The organism is Pseudochelatococcus sp. (assembly GCF_050946405.1).
GTDB lineage: Bacteria > Pseudomonadota > Alphaproteobacteria > Rhizobiales > Beijerinckiaceae > Pseudochelatococcus.
Genome location: NZ_JBMNUS010000004.1, coordinates 70822 through 90942, shown reverse-complemented (window position 1 = coordinate 90942; position 20121 = coordinate 70822). Strand labels below are relative to the sequence as shown.

Genomic DNA, 20121 nt, shown 5'->3' with positions numbered 1-20121 from the left:
CATCGGCACAAGGAGGGCTCGACATGGTTGAACGGATCGGGACGGCATCAGACCCGCAGTCGCTGGTGCAGAAACTGGAGCTTCGCCAGACGGGCCGCGCCGGCCAAAGGAGCGATCCGCCGGCGCGTTATCTGATCGTGCCCGGCGCGAAAGAGGCGGCGTCGATCGACGCCGGGCTGCGCCGCCTCCTGCCGGACGAACCCTTCGATATTGCCCGGACCCCGGACGGCGAAGTGATCCTTGCTTTTACCGCGCGAACCTTTCGGCTCGGCGATGCCTTCGCCGCCGCGGATGCGGCCCGCGCTCTCGGCCATTCCCTCGCGTCGGAACTCGGGGCGACGGTCGTCGAGCCGGACCTGCCGCGCGCTTCCGCGCCAGCGCAGCCGCCGGACACGAAGGGACTCGAATCCATCGATCATTTTCCGCCGGGGTGCTGGGCGTGGGAAGAACGCGAGCTGGAAGACAGGAAGTGGGCTCTCCATGCGATCGGGGTTCCCGAGGCATGGGCGCTGTCGGAGAAGTGCGGCCGCCCGTCGAGGGGGAAGGGCATCGTCATCGCCCAGCCGGATACCGGCGTCGCCACGCACGCGGAGCTCGACGGCGTTACGCGCGCGGACGGCTTCAACACGCTCGGAGACGGGCCGGAGAATGACGCCACCGATCCGCTGGACGGCGGACTTGCCGCCAATCCCGGCCATGGCACCGCCACGGCGAGCGTCGTCGTCAGCCCGGATCACGGCCGTGACGACGAGGTGGTGGGCAGCGCGCCGCTCGCCCTTCATCTGCCCATCCGCGCCATCCGCAGCGTGTGGCTGCACGAGGAAATTCCCATCGCTCGGGCCGTCGATCGGGCCGTGGAAGCGGGCGCCCATGTGATCACCATGTCGCTGGGCGGCGCGCCGCTGCCCTTCTCGCCGCTCCGGCGGGCGATCAGACGCGCCGTGGCGCGCCATGTCATCGTCATGGCGGCCGCCGGAAACTGTGTCGGCGTGGTCGTGTGTCCCGCCCGCTTCGACGAGTGCATCGCGGTAGCGGGCACCGATTCGGCCGGCCAAAAGTGGCGGGGCTCATGCTCGGGTTTCGCGGTGGACATTTCGGCCCCGGGCCAGAACGTCTACCGCGCTTCGGTCGAGCCGCGGCCCGGCGGCTCCGTGGGGCAGGGACAGGGCACGAGTTTTGCGGTGGCGCTGACGGCCGGTGTCGCCGCCTGCTGGCTTGCCCATCACGGCCGCGACCATCTCATCGCCGAGGCCGAGAAACACGGGGAAACGCTTCAGGCCATGTTCCGGCGCCTCGTCCGCGCATCGGCGCACCGTCCGCCGGAGTGGGACGGCGCGAATATGGGCGCGGGCATCGTCAACGCGCTGAAGCTCATCGAAGCGCCTCTCGATCAGGAGCGCGGCCTGGAATCCGGCGCGTTCGAGCCGCGTGAGCGCGCGCCTGCCGACGAACTGCGGGCGTTTCTCACCGAACTCCTCGGCACCGATCCCGGGCTGACCGACGGTTTCATTCTGGCCCACGGGACGGAACTGGCCTCGGCGCTGCTCGCGCGCAAGCTTCATCCGGGAAGCGGGATTCCGTTGTCGCCGGCCCTCAGAAGCGGATTGACGGGACCGGCCAAGGCGCTCTTCTGAACGCATCGTCGGCGGTAGACGCGCGGCCTCAAGAGTTTTTCAGCCTCCTGGTTCAGCCGGAATGCGAAACAGCATCGGGGCGAAAAGTGTGCGCACTTTTCGCCTCGCGGCCTTATGCCGTCGGCATGGCAAATTATTTTCCTCATAAAATATACTTTTTTTATCGAATTTATCAATTGATGTGGCTCAAGAAACATGGCTTAATTGTGACCGCATTGGCCTCCGATCAATGCAGCCCGGCGGTGTCGAGACCCGCGAAAACACCGCCGGGCATTCCTTTTTTCCCAATGACATGGAGATTTTGAAAGTTGATTTACATTTATAAGCAAGCATCATTGTGTAAATGTAATTCATCATCGTCAGAATCATAGATTCTGAAGAAAAAACTTCTTTAAATTGAGAATCAATTAGACTGATTGCATTCGAAATGGCAATCGGACAAGTATATATTATATATTTACATCGTGATATATTTACAACCATTATTTTTGATTTATATATGAATTGGCTATTTGCACTTGTTATGAAGTATTTTTATGTGCATTTTCAGTGAGTTCCAAGAGTTGGCGCGCAAATAATCTGTTTTGCGCTAGAATTCTCATTGAATTCGTCATCTCTGCTTGTAAATCGTGAAAATATTGGAGCTTGGCTGTGAACTCATTCAAATTTCTGGTTGCGACATCGCTCATATCTGTTGGCTCCCTCGGTTCGGCGTTGGCTGCCGATCTGCCCGTGACGAAAGCGGAGCCGGTTGAATACGTGCGTGTCGCCAATACTTATGGTGCGGGATTCTTTTATATTCCCGGCACCGATACGGCTATCCAGATCTCCGGCCGCTTGCGCGCCGACTACGTTTACGTTCAGCCGCAGAACAACCAGCTCAACGCCTTTGGGGCGGGCAACGGCCGCTACAAGGACGCCACCGGCATCAAGGCCCGCGCCCGTCTGAACATCGATGCCCGCACGCAGACCGAGTGGGGCACGCTGCGCGCCTTCCTGCGCTTCCAGATCGACAAGAATACGGGTAATCAGGGCACCAGCAACGGCGCGTTGCTGGACAAGGCCTATATCCAGTGGGCCGGCATCACTGCCGGCCGGGCGCAGTCGTTCTTCGACTTCTACGCGGAAGATCTGAACTGGAGCACTTTCGGCGGCATCCTGCCGGGTTCCGACTCCTCGAACAACGTGCTCGCCTATACCGCAACGTTCGGCTCGGGCTTCTCCGCCACGCTCTCGCTCGAAGATCGCAACACCCGCCAGATCAACGCGAACTACTATGATGTCGCCGGCCAACGCCTGCCCGACATCGTCACCAACCTGCGCGTTGATCAGGATTGGGGTTCCGCTCAGCTTGCCGGCGCCCTGCACCAGCTCAACTCCGGCACGATCTACAACCCGTGGGGCAACCAATGGGGGTCGCGCGTCGACACCACCTACGGCTGGGCCGTCCAGGGCGGTGTCAAGTTCAAGCTTCCCGCCCTCGGCAAGGGTGACGTGCTGTGGTTGCAGGCAGCCTATGCCGACGGCGCGCTCAGCTATATCGGCGTCAGCGCCAATGCCACGATCGGCAAGGTCGCAAACACCGTTGCGGATGGTTATGTCGTCGGCGGTGACATCAAGACGACTTCGGGCTGGAACTTCACCGCCGCCGGTGTTCACTACTGGACCCCGTCCATACGGTCGACTCTCTGGGGCTCTTATACGGACGTCACCTATAATTCGTCGGTCAAGTTCGATAACGCGCTTTTCCGTGACTTCAACGTATGGCAGGTCGGCTCCGCCCTGATCTGGTCGCCGGTATCCAGGTTCAACATCGGCGTCGAGGTTCAGTACGGCCGTCTGGAGCGCGACCGTTTCAACATCGTGGATCGCAATACGCCGATCCATGTCAAGCGGGCCGAGGACTCGGTCCAGACCCGTCTGCGTTTCCAGCGCGACTTCTGATCGAGCGTCAAGCTGAAAAAGCAAAGCTTTTTCAGCCGCAGGTAAAAACGGGAGTGCTTCCGTTTAAAAAAGGAAGCACTTCCGAGCGCTTTCGGATTAAATGAAATCATTCAAGCGCTCAGAGTTCACTCAAAAAATGAATCCGGAATGTGTCTTGCCTCAATCTAAACAGGACATCTTCTGAAGCGCCGGCCTTATCAGAATTGAATATCCGCTGCTCCAATCTCCCGTCTTGCCGGCTCGACCGGGCGGGAGTCTCGTATCAGGAAGGTCGATTCAGTCCGGGTGGATTTCACCGTTCCGTTGATCCGCCCGGAGTTGTTTGATTCTGTTGAGAAATTCGTTTTCTGTCAAATGGGGCAAGTTCTGTGCCGCCTCGCGGAAATAGGGCTGCCCCTGCCAGAGCGTGCGGTCGCCGACCATGTAAAAGCGCCGCTTCGCCCGTGTCAGCGCCACATTCAGGAGATTGGGTTTCGACGCGGCCCATCTCACCGCGCCCTGTGTGTTTTCATCGGCCCCCAGCAGCATGATGACGGCGTCCTCTTCCTTGCCCTGAAAAGTATGAACCGTGCCGATGCGGCTGGACAGCCAATCGCGGAACTCTTTTCCCCGCAACCCGGGAGCACTCATGGAATCCCACAGCGATTTGTCTTGCAAGCGTGCCGCAAGGCTCGACTTCACTTCCTTGAAAGGCGAAATCACGTAAAGCTTCGGAAGCTCGTCGTAATGGGCGATGGCGTCGGCGATGAGCCTGGCGACGAAATCGATCTGCGCGGGCACGGTCTGGCGCCCGGCGACCGCTCCGGGCAGGTCGATCCAGACCGAATCGCCGAAGAAGGGCGCCTGGTCAACCGGATCCAGGCGGTTATCCAGGCCGAATATCATCCGGTCGTCGTAGGCGATCCTGTTGGCGATGCTGAACATCGGATCCAGGCAGCGCCGATGGACGCGCAGCGGGCTGCCGATCCAGATGCCTTTATCTCCCTCTCCGCCGGCCTCGGTGCCATAGGGGTTGCAGCGGTCGGCCAGCATTTGCACCGATGCGCTGTCGGGCGAGTAGTCCCCGCCGGCGGTATGGGGCGATTGCCCGGCAAGATCCGAGATCAGCCGCTTCGGCAAGGTGAAGACGGGTTCGATCTGCAACGGGTCTCCGATAACGACGGCGCGCTTCGCCCGCAGGAGCGCCCCGGTTGCCGCCTGCGGCACCGCCTGACCCGCCTCGTCGATGAACAGCCAGCCGATCGACTCCGGTCCCATCTCACCGAATTGCCGGGCGAAAGAGGAGAAGGTGCTGGACACCACAGGCACGATCATGAACAGGCTTTGCAGGATTGCAAGCCGCTCCTCCGGCTCGCAATCCAGCTTGTTCTTCAGCAGTTCCTGCACGGCGACGATGTTGGGGCCGAAGCCGCCGCCTTTCCGGGAGACGGCGAGCAGCCACGCTTCATGTAATTGCAGCGCTTTGCGGAAGAGATCCGAGCGTTGCTCTGCAAGATCCTCATCATGCCAGAAACCGTTCTTCTGGATGTTCCCGGTTTCCAGATCGTCGAGATTGTCGGGCGGGCTGACTTTGCCATAGCGCGCCCGTCCTTCCGCAAGCTCGCGGCACATCTCGTTCCAGCCGGCCTCGGCTTTCGCCACTTCGGCCTCCACGGCGGCGGCCAGCGTTTCGGCCTTATTCCGTGCCGGCTCCAGCGTTTTGGCGATCTCCGCCGCGATCCGGCTTATCGTCTGCCGCTCAACGATCTGCTCGCCGGCGTTCTGGCTGACATTTTTCCGGTATTGTCTGGCGGACGGAGTGCCGAGCAGCTTTTCCCACCATGAAGGACGTGTTTTTTCGAGCAGGGCGGCCAGTTCCTGCAATTCGCCCAGCTTGCCGCGGGTTTCCTCAAGCTCCTTTTCGGCGCGCGTCAATGCCGCATCGGCTGCGGCCCGATTCTCGCCGGCCCGGTCCAGCTTGCGCCGTTCTTCCTCGCACCAGGTTTCCCGCGTATGTCCCGCCATTAACGCGCGCAGATCCTCGAACTTCTGCATCTTGTCGAGGACCCGGTCGATCTCTTCCTTGGCCGATAAGAAAGCCGCCTGAGCATCGCGGAAGGATGCTATGCCGTCCGTCTTGCTGCCGTCCGTCTTGCCGGCCCTTTCATCGCGCCACTCCCAGAAGGTGAGGGGCCGTTCCGGCCCGGACCACGTCTTGCGGGCGTCCGGGGCAATCCTGTTCCAGAACACGCTGTTCACGAAGGCGGAGCGGTTGGTTGCCTTGCCGAGAGCGCAGGCGATCAGCCCCCACGGCATATCGGCGTCGGATAATTCCTTGCATCTTCCGTCGCGATCTTGCGCGGCGAACTTGTGTGCGACAGGCTGGAGATAGCGGATGCTTTTGCTTTCGCTGTCCCACACCGAACGGGCTTTGGGCAGGTCACGGGAGATGTTTTCGACTGCCGCGTTGTTGGACGAGGCGACGACCATCTCGAATCCGGTCAGCTCCGGGATCAGGCGCGCATACGCGCCCGACTTGTGAAATGCGTCGGACGGCTTCCCCAGTTTTGCCAGAACCCGCGCCCGTCTGGTGATGTTTTCTGCGATCAGATCACGCAACAGGGTGGTTTTTCCGGTTCCGGGCGGGCCGTTGACTGAAAAGAGCCCCGCCGCGTCGCCGATTCGCTCCAGCGCGGTGTTGATCGCGAACTGTTGCATCAGGCTCATCGCGTGAGCGGGATCGCTGAACCAGCGGCCCCTGTTCTGGCGAGAGGGGGAAAGCGCCTTGACGATCCGCGCCCGGCCCTCCCCGGAATAGAGGTCGATGCGCTCATGCGCGGAAATCGGGGTGAGATATTGCCGCAACGTCTCCGGCGCCCGGCCCGCGGCGACCGCGGCCATGGCCCTTTCGATGTCTTCGATGAAGAAGCTGTTCAGAATGCCGATTTCGACGGGGCCGGCATCCTCTTCGGCCTCGTCTTCCGTTGCGCCCGGATTGGCGGTCGCCGTTTCCTCCGGTCGTGACGGCGCGCTGCGCTTCTTTCTGAAGCGGACTTCGAGCAGAGCGGCGGGATGACGGGCCTCGTCGGGGCGAAATCCGCTCCAGTCGGCCAGCAGGCCGACCAGTTCGTCGACCTCCTGCGGTGCGAGAGGCGGCTTGCGCCCGTGCGTCTCGTCATCTGCGGGGAGTGTCGGGCGGAGATTTGCGACGTTTTCCAGCTTGCGTCGGAGAAGTTCACGCGCATCATTGAACGCGCCGCTGTGAAGCGCGCTCAACCCGTGAGAGCGGGCGCGGCCGACCGCCCAGGGAAGGGTAGAGATGCTGAACGTCTCGAAAAGCGGAACTGCATCCGCTCCCAGCTCGATGCTGGCCATGCAGGTCAGGCCCTCAAGTCCCCCGCGCTGCTCTTCCTCGAGCGCCTCGTCATCGGTGCGGGATAGGCGTCCGTCGACTATATCCCGGATGTCGGCCTTATCGAACACGCCGAGAAAAACGGTATAGCCGGAGATTTCTTTCCCGTCGGATATATCGATAAAGGTGATGGGGCCGCTTTCGTTATAATGTCGCCAGATACGTTTACGATTTTCACGTTCTCGTATCCGGTTATCCAGGTCAAACGGAATGAAGAATTCCAGCTTGTGCCAAAAGCCAAGAATATCCGACAGGCGCATGTCTTCGGCAGTCATCGGCGGGATCCGATCATCGTTGACGGGGCCGCATAACCCTTCACGATTATCCGCGCCAGTCAAGGCGCTGAGCCGCGAAAAGCCGAAATGACGAAGAACGCGAATGGCCACGCCCCTCCGGCCACGCCCACCGACGGCGATCAGCGATTGCCTGCGCACCAACCTCTTCAGCAACGAGCCCCTTTAATGGCCACGATACGCCCGCCGCACGACGAATTGATCATATGGCGCGGCTGGAATTTTTCCTCTGATCTGTCAGATTGGCGAACAGCAGCGTTCCGGTCAGGGTGTCGTTGCGGGCAGGCCGTTTTCTCTGATCCACTATTTTTCGCCGGCCCCTCTCACACTCTCCCCATGAGTTGCGGCTGGACCGTTTTCTCTGATCTGCTAAGCTATGCTTGGCGTGCGGGTTGAAAAATGGGTTGTTGCGGCTGGACCGTTTTCTCTGATCTGCTAAGCTCTGCGTGGCGGGCGAGGACTGCGATGTCCAGTTGCGGCTGGACCGTTTTCTCTGATCTGCTAAGCTCCCACGAGCAGGAAGACGTTGCCGACACGCAGGTTGCGGCTGGACCGTTTTCTCTGATCTGCTAAGCTATCTTTCGCAAGGGTAAACGACGCCACGACGTTGCGGCTGGACCGTTTTCTCTGATCTGCTAAGCTGCTCGACATAATCAATGACTTCCGGCGCTTGTTGCGGCTGGACCGTTTTCTCTGATCTGCTAAGCTTGCGCCTCGCGACGGCCGCCATCGTCGCGCGTTGCGGCTGGACCGTTTTCTCTGATCTGCTAAGCTGCGATCCCAAAACTGTCGCCGCCATGCTCAGTTGCGGCTGGACCGTTTTCTCTGATCTGCTAAGCTCTAAGGACGTCAGGAGCACTAAGGACGTCAGTTGCGGCTGGACCGTTTTCTCTGATCTGCTAAGCTACGGTAGCGAGCCCCTTCGCGTATTTACTAGTTGCGGCTGGACCGTTTTCTCTGATCTGCTAAGCTAACGGTATGCAGTTCGACCTAACAGTGATCGTTGCGGCTGGACCGTTTTCTCTGATCTGCTAAGCTCTAGCCCCACGCGGACAACGTCGGGCATATGTTGCGGCTGGACCGTTTTCTCTGATCTGCTAAGCTTGAAGCCCCGTAGCCCCGACCCCCAAGAGAGTTGCGGCTGGACCGTTTTCTCTGATCTGCTAAGCTACCCTCAACGCCATGCGCTGCAACGCTTTCGTTGCGGCTGGACCGTTTTCTCTGATCTGCTAAGCTCGCAAGCTTGATTCCTTCACTGGAAACCACGTTGCGGCTGGACCGTTTTCTCTGATCTGCTAAGCTACGCCCTATCAACGTGCCAGCCTTCCGGCAGTTGCGGCTGGACCGTTTTCTCTGATCTGCTAAGCTATTCCAAAGCAAGGTATTATTTCTATTATAGTTGCGGCTGGACCGTTTTCTCTGATCTGCTAAGCTTGATTGCGGGTTCGCTTGGGTTACGGTTGAGTTGCGGCTGGACCGTTTTCTCTGATCTGCTAAGCTTGATTGCGGGTTCGCTTGGGTTACGGTTGAGTTGCGGCTGGACCGTTTTCTCTGATCTGCTAAGCTCGTCAGCATACCAAACAGCGATGTCGGTATGTTGCGGCTGGACCGTTTTCTCTGATCTGCTAAGCTCGCCGACATCTCGGCGAAGTCGATCATCTCGTTGCGGCTGGACCGTTTTCTCTGATCTGCTAAGCTCGCCTCGGCGCGCGTCCAGCGCGTCGGCACGTTGCGGCTGGACCGTTTTCTCTGATCTGCTAAGCTTCACCGCGCCGTCGACCGCGCGCTCGAAACGTTGCGGCTGGACCGTTTTCTCTGATCTGCTAAGCTCGCAGGTCGGGGTGCGGAAAGGCGGATTTCGTTGCGGCTGGACCGTTTTCTCTGATCTGCTAAGCTCCGCGAAAAACGCGGCTCCAGTCGTCGGCAGTTGCGGCTGGACCGTTTTCTCTGATCTGCTAAGCTACCCAGCTATCGCTCCCCTCTCTTCAGGGTGTTGCGGCTGGACCGTTTTCTCTGATCTGCTAAGCTCCACGGAAGTCAGTGAACGTCTCATTGATGGTTGCGGCTGGACCGTTTTCTCTGATCTGCTAAGCTCCAAATGGAGATTGTGAACGCATTTGCTCTGTTGCGGCTGGACCGTTTTCTCTGATCTGCTAAGCTCTCTTTCGCCATGGACCGCCATGCGCCGGTGTTGCGGCTGGACCGTTTTCTCTGATCTGCTAAGCTAACATATTCAGACTCTACAGAACATAATTTGTTGCGGCTGGACCGTTTTCTCTGATCTGCTAAGCTCGATATTCGGCCAATTCCCTGAATGTAAAGGGGAATTGGTCGATATCGGTTGCATCGAAATGGCTCCGGGGGCTAGAATAGGGCGAGTTGATCGGGATTTTTCCGGCGTTTCCTGCGGGCCTGATCGGAGAAGCGGATGATGTTTTCATATTGTCGGTCCGTGAATTGGAAAATGTAAACATCGCCCCATTCCGGCAAGCCTTTTTCAATCTGCCGCACATAACTCTCAAACTGTTCTTTACCGTTGCAAAATCTTAAATAATTGGAAAGTTGACTCATTTCGAAGCCGATGTCCAGCAGATGCTGGCGGAATCCGGTTGCCGCCGCTCGTTGTTGCTTTGTTTCCACCGGCAGGTCGAAGGTAACAAGCATCCACATGATCTGATACCCGCTCAAATGCCTCGGTCCGCTGGCGGCTTTTTTGTGAAAGGCTGTCATTCTTCCTCCAGCGCCGATTTGCCGAGACCCGCCAGTTCGAGCGGCGAAGGCGGGGAGGGCAGTTCAAGCCTGACTTCGCCCGCCTCGAAGCTGGTCGCAACGGAGTGGACAAAGCGACCGACCTGAACCGATACCGGAGAAAGGCCGACTGGCGTTTGCAGATCGAAGGTGGCGATAGAGGTCAAGGCCCTTTTCGCGGCGGGCGAAAGGATGTTTATCCCGGCGGCCGTGAGATTGAATACCAGTTGATCGACAAGCGGCCGGTAGGGCTCCATGAGGTCGTCGGCCAACGCAAAAGCATTTGCCCGATTGGAATGGAAGATGCCGATCGTCGGATGCAGGCCGGAAGCGCAGATGGCGCGGGAAACCAGAGCGCGCAACACAGTGTAGCCGTAATTCAGCAAGGCGTTGGCGCCATCGGCATTCGGATCGCGATAGAAGTCCGTGCCGAACAAGCTTTTCCAGTAGCGACGCGCCGCCTGCGCTTCGATATTGTCGGGATCGCCGGAGCGAACCTTGCGCGCCAGCATGTCGAATGCGCCCGCTTCCTTGCCGTTGGCGGCAAGCACCTGTCCCTGCATGCGTATCTTGGCTGCGATCACCCTCTGCCAGAGTTGCTTCCGCAGGGGTTTCGAGGCATCGATCTGCGCTCTCAGGCGCGCGCCCTGCGCATGATGGCCCTCAAGCGGCCAGACCACCGAAACCGGGGCATGATTGGCGGCGCAAAGCACCACCGGTACATTGCGCTCCGCCATCCTGACGAAAACCTGGTTCGACCAGGTCGTGCCGTGGGCATGCACGATCAGCGCGCCGATATCGTCGAGCGCAATCCTTCCCCGCTCCTCGCCGTTTGCCGAAACGGTCAGGAAGCCGCGGTAGATGGCCAAATGCAGACCATCCGTCGATATGTCCACAATACGCTCCATGAGAAGTTCATGTCATGGAACGATAAAGAAATCATAAATGGATGTCAGGTGCTATCCTGGGATTTATTCTTCCGTTTCCGTCTGGGCTTCGACTCCATATCCTGCGGTCCGGGATCGAATACGCGCCCAAGCTCGTCGACTCGCACCTGACGGCAGAATATCTCTTTCAGACCATTGGCCGATTTGCTCAGATAGCGGAAAGGGTCGTTCTTGTCGGCATCGCGTTCCTTCAGTTTTCCCGTTTCCTTGTGGGGGGCGAAGTAAACCCGGTCGCCCGAGAACTTCACCACTCTTGCAATGGTATAGCCATCCTTGGGATGCTCATAGGCCACCATGTCGTTTTGTTGAAGGCGCAGGACGCGGCGCGCGGCCGGATGCCCGGCGTGAAAAGCCGATTGCCACCCCGGTTGATGGGCGTCGAACATCGAGACGACTTCCGAATGCCATTTTCCATCGAGCGTTTCCCAGACGTCGTAACGGTAATTGGCATCACCCTTGTAGCCTTTGTACGCCTTGCCGTCGCGGTCATGGATCGCAATGAGACCAAGGGTTTCCGCCATCCGCACGCGGCGGATGCCCTTGTACTTCGGGTGCTGGTTGCGGAAGCGATCGAGCGCCTCGAATCGCGCCTTCTTATCGTTGGCCAGGGCGCCGATCGCGTCATGAAGCGCGTTGCGCAGTTCCTCGTCGCGGATGGCGGGGATATCCTTGGGCTCCAACGAGAGGAACGGCTTGCGGTGCACGGCGACCGGGTTGCCGTTTGCATCCTTGCCAAACCCGTAGGCCGTGTCGTTGTGCAGCCTGCCCGCCGTCTGGCCCTTGCCCGTGGCGTAGCCCGCGCGTGAAACCGTGCCGTGATCCGGCTTGTGGCTGACGACGATGGCGTTGACCGCCCTTTGCAGATCCTCGCGAAAACCCCGCCATGGCGGGTTTTCGGAGACGGTCTTCTTCACGAAGTTCTCGAAATTCACGCCGTCCAGACGACCCGCGGCGGTGGAGATGCGTTGCAGCAGGGCGGGTGTGGTCACGCCGACCACGGCGGCGTCGATGGCGTGATGGCGGTGGTCCTTGCGGTTCTTTTCCTGCGCCGTTTCGCCCTGATTGTGGTCGGGCAACAGATTGTTGAGCCCCCAGTTGCGCCGCAGCAATTCCGTGAGGCGCCCCGGCGAGACGCGCACATACCGACGCTTGACCCTGCCGCCTTTTCCGTCCGGTTCCGTCGACGGGTAGAGGCAGTTGAGATATTCCAGCGCCATGCGGGAAAGATACTGCGTGTCGATCAATTGCCGGGCGAGGAACCCGCCTTCTGCCTCGAATTTTTCCATGGCGTCCGGCGCGAAGCGCCAGCGCTTGTTCTGCGGCAGGCGCGCGGCGCGGGCGAGGATTTCGTCATAGCGGTCGTGCCATTCGGATACATCCGCCGGGGCGCGGTTGCGCTTCTCCCGATTGGCGGATGTCAGGCATAGAATTCGGTTGGCGTGACTATCGTCCAGCGTTCTCGACCAGGGCAGGATATGATCGATGTCTACGTCGGTTGAGAACAGCATGCTGATAGTGATCGGTTTGCCGGAATAGATGCAGACACGATCCTCCGGCTTGTCAAGGTTCAGTTCCTCCCACAGCTTCAGAAGCACGCGATTATAGCCAGTGTCCGGCTGGCCCATTTCCCGGAGTTTCCTCGATCGCGCTTCGGCATAGCGGGTGTTTTCTCTGTTTTTTTGCTCGATTTTTCGCCTTTGCTCCTCGGAGAGCGGGAGATCGCGCGCGAGTTCCACCGTGATATATGTCGGCTTGCCGTGGCGGGCGATCAGCCTGTTGACGAGCCGGCGCAACTGGTTGAGGCCGATGTGCACGGTGGGATTGGTGAAGCGGCCCATCCGGATATCGTAGAGATCCTCCGGGTCGTTGGTGCCGGGCCGTATGCGGTGGGCAAGGATTTCCTGATAACGTGGCAGGAAGGGCTCGCCTTCGTCGCGCTCATCGCCGAGGTGAGTGGGATCATATCCGCAACGTCTGGCGGCTTCCGCTTCCGGGATGACGTCCGCCTTCATTTCCTCCAGCATGGACGATAACGCGGTTTCGCCAAGCCGGCCGTATCCCTCCGGCAAGGGGGCGTTGGCGATCGCCTCCGCCTGCTCGCCTTCGAAGCCGAATTCCGCCTTCAGCCAGGCGAAGAGCACCGCCGGGTCCTCGTCGTCCCGCAGTCTCTGAATGATGTCCCATTGCCGTGCACGCGAAAAACCGCTCCAACGCGGACCGAAACGCGTCTTGTCCGAAAAGGTGGCATGAATCTCGTCGCCCTTGAGCTTGTCGCGGTTCATGCTTTCCTTGTTGAAGACGATATCGGGCGTGAGTTTCAGCGTTTTTCGCAATACCTTGAAAGAAACCTCTCTCCGGCCGCGCAGCAGGGTGACGAGCGCGTTGCGCTGGTCGATGTCGAGCTTCCGGCGGCTTTGGTCGGGCATAACCAGCGCCAGTTCGTTTACCTCCTTGTAGAGCCGGAATTCCTGAAACAGCGGATGCGCCTTCGCCAGTTTCTTTTCCCTTGCGTTGAAAAGGCAGTTCCCGACCGTTTGTTTCTTCAGAGGGCGCTGATAAAACATGACATCGAACAGATGTTGCCGCCGTTCCGGTGTCATCAGACCAGGATAATACTTTGTCTGGGCGTCCCATATCCGCTGGAACTCGTCTTCAAGCAGCGCGCGTTCCGGGTAGAAGGCATAGCTGTCGCCGGCGAAGGCTTCCGATCCTGCCCGCAGCCGCGTTACATGGCCATTTGCGCGCCGCATGGCGAGCCATTCGCCATAGGTTCGCGCCCCGGCCTTGCGCATTTCGGCATGGAGTTCCTCGATGCCGAGCGCGATTTTGCCCTTCTCGTTGTCCTTGCGGTCCGTTTTGCGGTTGGATTTGAAGCCGCGCCGTTGCCCGAGCTGGAACAGCGCCCGGCCGATATAGGCGAGCGGCAGCTTTTCCGTCAGCGCCTTCGCGCGCAAGGCGTAAGGGGTGGCGCTGGCCTCGCCGGTTTCCTTCCTGCGGTCGCCGGTTTCCTTCAACAACGCCTTTCGCTCTCCCTCGTCGGCGGGAAGCAGGCCATATTCAACCAGCGTGCGAAGCACGGCCCTGCGCCGGCGCAGGTAGCGGTCGCGCCGGCGGGACATGGAGCGGGCCGCGCGTCGGGCGACGGCGAGCGGCGTTTTCGATTGTGCGTCACGTCCATCGGAAAAGGTGCGCGCGCCGATATCGATGATGAACGCGGGTTCGCCGCGCGCGTCCAGTCCGAAGAGGCACCACCCGATTGAGGTGGAGCCCATGTCCAATGACAGGAGTGTGTTCGCGGTTTTTACGTTTGCCATAGGTGTGCGCTCAATTTTTAAATATTGGTGATATAAGGGAATTTACAATCAATCACAAACAACGTATGGTAATCATGCTACCATCGGCAACGGATACCTTGAGGGTCCAAACCAACGACAACCGCCATCGCGTATAACACTAAACACTTGGTAGCACGGCTTTGCGTCCATACCAAAGTCAATTTTAACTATTGTAACACTATCGAACGGGATTCGATCGTTGGTGATATAGTTGCGGTCGGGCCGCATTGACGCGTCAGCTAAATGCTGGTAGATATATAGGCACTTATCAGATCAGAGAAAGCGGTCTGGCCGTTAACAAGCCAAGATGGCACCAGATAAGGTCGCCCCTCCGGGGGCGGCTTTTTATTTTTTAACTTCCAGTTTCTAGCGCATGAGCCCCAAAAGTGGATCAATTTGGGGGAAAGCCACGCTTCAACAACATGACGTCGCCTTCCTGCGTTTGACTGACAGGTGGAATGCTTAAAGAAGGAAAGGCGTAATCCGCTTTTCCCGGAGTTGGGTGACAAAAAGCGCTTCAGCGGAAAGCGGTCGACTCGTTGGCGGCTTGCGGGGTGACGCCGTTTTCGCGCGCCCAGGCGATTACGCGGGTGGCCACTTCCTTCCCTTTCTGCTCGAAGATCAGGAGATGGCAAACGCCTTCGGCCAGATCGTAATCGGTGCGCGCCGGCGCGAGCGTTTGCCATTGCCATGCGTTGAACACCAGAGCAGGCGCGATCAGACGGTCCTCGCCGGCTGCGATGAGGAGAAGCGGCGCCTGTCGGGCCGGCGGCCAGAGAAACGTGCCGAGACCTGTCGCCGCCTCGCCATAGAGCCGTCCGGGGCTCGGCACCGTGCTGTCGTAGATTTCCCCGCGCCTGCGCGGCGGCAGCGTGTTGGCGACGCGGGTGTCGAAGACGTCGCGGGCGATATCGTAGGGCTGGTTCCAGCCCCGCCAGTCCAGCCCCACGAGGATCGCCGATCCGAGGGAAACGGGATCGGGCCAGAGGCCGGCAAAGGGCGCGGGCGCGAGCGCCGCCCCGGCGGCGCCAAGCCCGCGCGCGAGCAGCAACTGGACGACGAGCCCGCCGAAGGAATGGCCGACCAGCAGGGGAGGCGTGTCCAGCGCGGCGACGATGCGCGCGTAATGATCGGTGATCTCGTTTATCGAGAGTGCGCCCAGACGCGGATCCGACGCTGCGCGCAGGTCCTCCACCGGCCCGTCGAGGCCGGGCCATGCCGGCGCGAGCGTCGCGAAGCCCGCGGCGTCGAACGGCTGGCGAAACTCGTCCCAGCAGGCCGGGGTGAGCCATGCCCCGTGAATGAAGAGAACCGCGCGTTGCTTCGGGCCTTGCGGGTTCGCAGCCTCCGCCGTCCGGGCATCCGCAAGCGTGACCTGTCCCATGGCGCCCCTTCCGTTTCAGGGAAAAGATGATGATGTACGCGGAAGCAGATTATCCTGTTCTGCGGTTTTGCGGAAGAAATCACAGCGTCGGCAGCGCCGCCGCTTCCTCTTCCGTGAACAGGCGCGAGCGCGTCAGGAAACGGACATCGCGGCCGTTCTCGAGCGAGAACATGCCGCCGCGGCCCGGCACAACGTCGATAATGAGCTGTGTGTGTTTCCAGTATTCGAACTGCGGGCGGCTCATGTAGAACGGTGCGCCGCCGATCTCGCCCATCAAGACGTCGCTGTCGCCGATGAAAAACTCGCCCTGCGGATAGCACATCGGCGACGATCCGTCGCAGCAGCCGCCCGATTGGTGGAAAAGGATCGGCCCGTGTTCCGCGCGCAGGGCGTCGATCAGCCCGAGCGCAGCATCGGTTGCCAGAACGCGAGGTGGTGCTTCGGTCATCTCCGGCCTCCCTTGCCTGTCTCATCGGCCCGCGACATCGGCATATGTCGGGGCGACGGCGGAATATCCTGCTTTGGAGCGTCGGACGTTCTGATGGAATCAGAACTGACGCTCTGACTTTTTACTTTAGAGCATTTCGGCGTTTCGTTGAAACGCCGAAATGCTCTATCTTATTGATTTGGCTCGTTTTCTTCAAGCAAAGCGGTACCCGCTTTGCTTGAAAACGCTTTAACGCATCTTCGTCGACGAAAAGTGGTGCCCACTTTTCTGCACGATGCTCTGGAATCAGAACAGGCCAAGCTTCTGCGAGCTGTAGCTCACGAGAAGGTTCTTGGTGTTCTGGTAATGGCTCAGCATCTGCTTGTGGTTCTCGCGGCCGATGCCGGACTGCTTGTAGCCGCCGAACGCCGCGTGCGCCGGATAGGCGTGGTAGACGTTCGTCCATACGCGGCCCGCCTGAATGGCGCGGCCGAAGCGATAGGCGCGGGTGCCGTTGCGCGTCCACACGCCGGCGCCGAGGCCGTAGAGCGTGTCGTTGGCGATGGCCAGCGCCTCGTCGTCGTCCTTGAAGGTCGTGACGGCGAGAACGGGACCGAAGATTTCCTCCTGGAAGATGCGCTGCTTGTTGTGGCCCTTGAACACGGTGGGCTTGACGTAGTAGCCGCCTTCCAGATCGCCCGGCAGGACGTTGCGTTCGCCGCCGGTCAGCAGCTCGGCGCCTTCCTGCTTGCCGATGTCGATGTAGCTCAGGATCTTTTCGAGCTGCTCGCTCGACGCCTGCGCGCCGATCGCCGTCGAGGGATCGAGCGGATTGTCCTGCTTGATCGCCTTCACCCGCTCCAGCGCCCGCTCGATGAAACGGTCGTAGATCGATTCCTGAATGAGCGCCCGGCTCGGCGCCGTGCAGACCTCGCCCTGGTTGAAGGCGAAGAGCACGAAGCCCTCGAGCGCCTTGTCGAAGAATTCGTCGTCGGCTTCAAGCACATCGGCGAAGAAGATGTTCGGCGACTTGCCGCCCAGCTCCAGCGTTACCGGAATGAGGTTCTGCGCCGCGTATTGCGAGATCAGCCGGCCGGTCGTCGTCTCACCGGTGAAGGCGATCTTGGCGATGCGCGGGCTCGACGCCAGCGGCTTGCCCGCTTCGAGGCCGAAGCCGTTGACGATGTTCAGCACGCCGGGCGGCAGCAGGTCCTGGATCAGCTCCGCCAGCACCAGAATGGATGCCGGCGTCTGTTCGGCGGGCTTGAGCACGATGGCGTTGCCGGCGGCCAGCGCCGGGGCGATCTTCCAGACAGCCATCAGGATGGGGAAGTTCCACGGAATGATCTGGCCGACGACGCCCAGCGGCTCGTGGAAATGGTAGGCGACGGTGTCGTGGTCCAGCTCGCTGATGCCGCCTTCCTGCGTCCTGATGACGCTGGCGAAGTAGCGGAAGTGGTCGACGGCGAGCGGAATGTCGGCGGCGGTGGTCTCACGGATCGGCTTGCCGTTGTCCCACGTCTCGGCGAGCGCGAGCAGTTCGAGGTTTTCCTCGATGCGGTCCGCGATCCGCAGCAGCACCAGCGCCCGATCCGCCGCGCTGGTCTTGCCCCAGGCCTCCTTGGCGGCGTGGGCGGCGTCGAGCGCCAGTTCGATATCTTCCTTCTGCGAGCGGGCGACCTCGGTGATCTTGCGCCCGTTGATGGGAGACGTGTTGTCGAAATAGCGCCCGTCGACGGGGGCGACCCAGCGCCCGCCGATGAAGTTGTCATAGCGCTCCTTGAACGGCGAACTGGTCAGGGCGGTGGCGGGTTCGTACTTGTTCACGGCGTTCCTCCAGATTTGATCGCGAAATGTTGCGCGTGCAACTGTCATGCAGGTGAGCAACTCCCGTGCCAGCGGCCATGTGCGGTGCGACAATTGCATGCTGCGTCGCGGCGCGGGCAGGGCGGCGATGGATAAAATTCGTTTCCCGCCCCGCCGGTGAAAACGCGGCCCCGATGCGGGTCGCGAAGGTATCGGGAAAAGTGTTGCAAACTGCATCGCTGTTGATGCAACAATTGTGGCAAATAACAACATCGGGGGGCGGCCATGGCAACGGGCAGGAGTATGACGCGGGCGACGAATACGGTTTCCGCTGCGCGCGACCGGTTCTTTTCCGAGCGCGAGGCGCCGGGAGAGCTTGTCTCCAGCACCATTCTTCAGTCCTGGCTCAGATGCGCGCAGCTCGGGCACGATGCGGGCCGCGCGCCTTCCGTCGCGCCGGTCAGCGCGCGCGACCTGCGGGAAATCCGCGAGCAGCACGAGACGCTGCTTCACCTGAGCCGCGCGGAGATCGAGGCGCTGCGACGGGAGATCCGCGCGACGGGCAACATCGTGATACTGGCGGACCCCACGGGGGTCGTGCTGGATTCGGGTGGCGACGCCTCGTTCGCCAACAAGGCGACGCGTCTTGCGCTCAGCCCCGGCGTCGACTGGAGCGAGGCGTCCATTGGCACCAACGCGATCGGCACAGCCCTTTACGACGGCTGTCCGGTGACGGTGATCGGCGGCGAGCATTTTCACGAGTTCCATGGCGGGCTCGGCTGCACGGCCGCGCCGATCTTCAGCCCCGTGGGCGCGATCGTCGGGGCGATCGACATGTCGGGCAATCCGTCCACGATTTCACAGCATTGCTTCTCGATGGTGTGCCTTCTCGCGGACCGGATCGAACATCGCCTGTTCAACCACACGCTCGACAGGATGGCCGGCGCGCGCGAACGCGACATCCTGCGCTTCCACGCGGATCCGGCGCTGCTCGGCACCGCGCGCGAAGGCATTCTGGTGTTCGAGGGCGAGCGCCTCGTCGCGGCCAATCGCCATGCGCTCAGAAGCGTTTCGCGGGACTGGAGCGCGCTCGGCCACGCATCGTTCGATTCACTGTTCGAGGGAGGCATGAAATCCCTGCGCCGGGAGGGCACGCTGCACGCCCTTGCGGGCGGTGTCGTGCATTACAGGCTGCCGCGCGGCGGCGCGGGCGCGCCGGTCGCCTTGCGGGGCGGAACGTCCCTGCCCGGAGCGCGGCCGGCTCCTGCGGAACCTGCCACGGTCGTGCCGTGGCCCGAACCCATGTTCGACGCCCGGACGCTCGCCAACATCGGAAACGCCGTGCGCCTCGTGAGCGCCGACGTGCCGCTGCTGATCAACGGCGAGACCGGATCCGGCAAGGAGGCTTTCGCACGCGCCGTTCATGCGGGAAGCCGTTTCGCCGATATGCCGTTCGTCGCCGTCAACTGCGCGGCCATCCCGGAAAGCCTGATCGAATCGGAGCTTTTCGGCTATGAGGAAGGCGCGTTTACGGGCGCGCGGCGGCACGGTTCGCGCGGGCTTCTGCGCGAGGCCGATGGCGGTATCCTGTTTCTCGACGAAATCGGCGACATGCCGCTGGCGCTGCAATCGCGCCTGCTGCGCGTGTTGCAGGATCGGCAGGTGGTGCCGCTGGGAGGCGGCCGGCCCGTGCCGGTCAACATACGCCTGATCAGCGCCACGCATCGCGACATCGAGGCGCTGTCGCGGCAGGGGCAGTTCCGCTCCGATCTTTTCTATCGTCTGGCCCAGTTCAGCATCACGCTCGATCCGTTGCGCAAGCGCGGCGACCTTCCGTCTCTCATCGATAATCTCTGGCGGCAGGTCACAAGCGGCTCCACCCCGCTGGCGGAAGAAATCCGCCGCAGGATGGAAGCCTACGACTGGCCGGGGAACTATCGTGAGCTGGTGGGGGCGTTGCGCGCCCTTGCCGCGCTCGCGATGGCCGGCGTGCAGCCCGGTCCCAACCTGCTGCCGGTCGCCCTGCGCGGGTTTCAGGGCGAGGCGGGAGCGGCGCAGCCGGCGGAGACCGGCTCACTGCACCGCCATGCCCACGCCATGATGCGCGAGGCGCTCGAAGCCAGCGGCGGCAACGTGTCGCTGGCCGCGCGCCGCCTCGGCATCAACCGCAGCACGCTCTATCGCCACTTGCGGCGCTTGCAGTAACCGGCCG

Annotated in this window: 10 protein-coding genes and 1 CRISPR repeat array; of the genes, 3 read left to right on the top strand and 7 right to left on the bottom strand. The window is 61.0% G+C overall.

Translation table 11 applies throughout. From position 1 onward, the window contains the following. Positions 1-23 precede the first annotated feature (23 nt). Together ACOYJQ_RS08295 and ACOYJQ_RS08290 are read left to right on the top strand one after the other, a co-directional pair. Positions 24-1634 (top strand): S8 family peptidase, encoded by a 1611-nt coding sequence (locus ACOYJQ_RS08295; RefSeq protein ID WP_433457593.1) that lies wholly within the window; start codon positions 24-26, stop codon positions 1632-1634. A 651-nt stretch (positions 1635-2285) separates the two neighbouring features. Further along, a complete protein-coding gene (locus ACOYJQ_RS08290) occupies positions 2286-3578 on the top strand; it encodes a porin (protein WP_433457592.1) in 1293 nt (430 codons plus the stop codon). Positions 3579-3854: 276 nt separating this feature from the next. Here ACOYJQ_RS08290 and ACOYJQ_RS08285 read toward each other — a convergent pair whose 3' ends face one another. The 7 genes from ACOYJQ_RS08285 to adh all read right to left on the bottom strand — a co-directional run bounded on the left by ACOYJQ_RS08285 (position 3855) and on the right by adh (position 17930). After that, positions 3855-7355: a DEAD/DEAH box helicase gene (locus tag ACOYJQ_RS08285; protein ID WP_433457590.1), complete on the bottom strand. Its 3501-nt coding sequence runs from the start codon at positions 7353-7355 to the stop codon at positions 3855-3857. 247 nt (positions 7356-7602) lie between these two features. Beyond that, positions 7603-9554: a CRISPR direct-repeat array (repeat unit 36 nt; unit sequence GTTGCGGCTGGACCGTTTTCTCTGATCTGCTAAGCT). 72 nt (positions 9555-9626) lie between these two features. After that, positions 9627-9992: a CRISPR-associated endonuclease Cas2 gene (cas2, locus tag ACOYJQ_RS08280; protein ID WP_433457588.1), complete on the bottom strand. Its 366-nt coding sequence runs from the start codon at positions 9990-9992 to the stop codon at positions 9627-9629. Continuing rightward, complete coding sequence (gene cas1, locus ACOYJQ_RS08275; RefSeq protein WP_433457586.1) at positions 9989-10918, bottom strand: type II CRISPR-associated endonuclease Cas1; 930 nt, start codon at positions 10916-10918, stop codon at positions 9989-9991. Before cas1 ends, cas2 begins: the two co-directional genes overlap by 4 nt. Positions 10919-10962: 44 nt before the next feature. After that, positions 10963-14229 carry a type II CRISPR RNA-guided endonuclease Cas9 gene (gene cas9 / locus ACOYJQ_RS08270; RefSeq protein ID WP_433457584.1) on the bottom strand — a complete coding sequence of 1089 codons (3267 nt, stop codon included), beginning with the start codon at positions 14227-14229 and terminating at the stop codon, positions 10963-10965. A gap of 580 nt (positions 14230-14809) precedes the next feature. After that, on the bottom strand, positions 14810-15676 hold the full coding sequence (locus ACOYJQ_RS08265; protein ID WP_433457582.1) for an alpha/beta hydrolase: 867 nt from the start codon (positions 15674-15676) through the stop codon (positions 14810-14812). Positions 15677-15755: 79 nt separating this feature from the next. Further along, positions 15756-16124: a DUF779 domain-containing protein gene (locus ACOYJQ_RS08260; protein WP_433457580.1), complete on the bottom strand. Its 369-nt coding sequence runs from the start codon at positions 16122-16124 to the stop codon at positions 15756-15758. Between the two features lie 285 nt (positions 16125-16409). Continuing rightward, a complete protein-coding gene (adh, locus tag ACOYJQ_RS08255) occupies positions 16410-17930 on the bottom strand; it encodes an aldehyde dehydrogenase (RefSeq protein ID WP_433457578.1) in 1521 nt (506 codons plus the stop codon). 264 nt (positions 17931-18194) lie between these two features. Here adh and ACOYJQ_RS08250 point away from each other — a divergent pair, with 264 nt between their 5' ends. Beyond that, positions 18195-20114 carry a sigma-54-dependent Fis family transcriptional regulator gene (locus tag ACOYJQ_RS08250; RefSeq protein WP_433457576.1) on the top strand — a complete coding sequence of 640 codons (1920 nt, stop codon included), beginning with the start codon at positions 18195-18197 and terminating at the stop codon, positions 20112-20114. Positions 20115-20121: the final 7 nt, after the last annotated feature.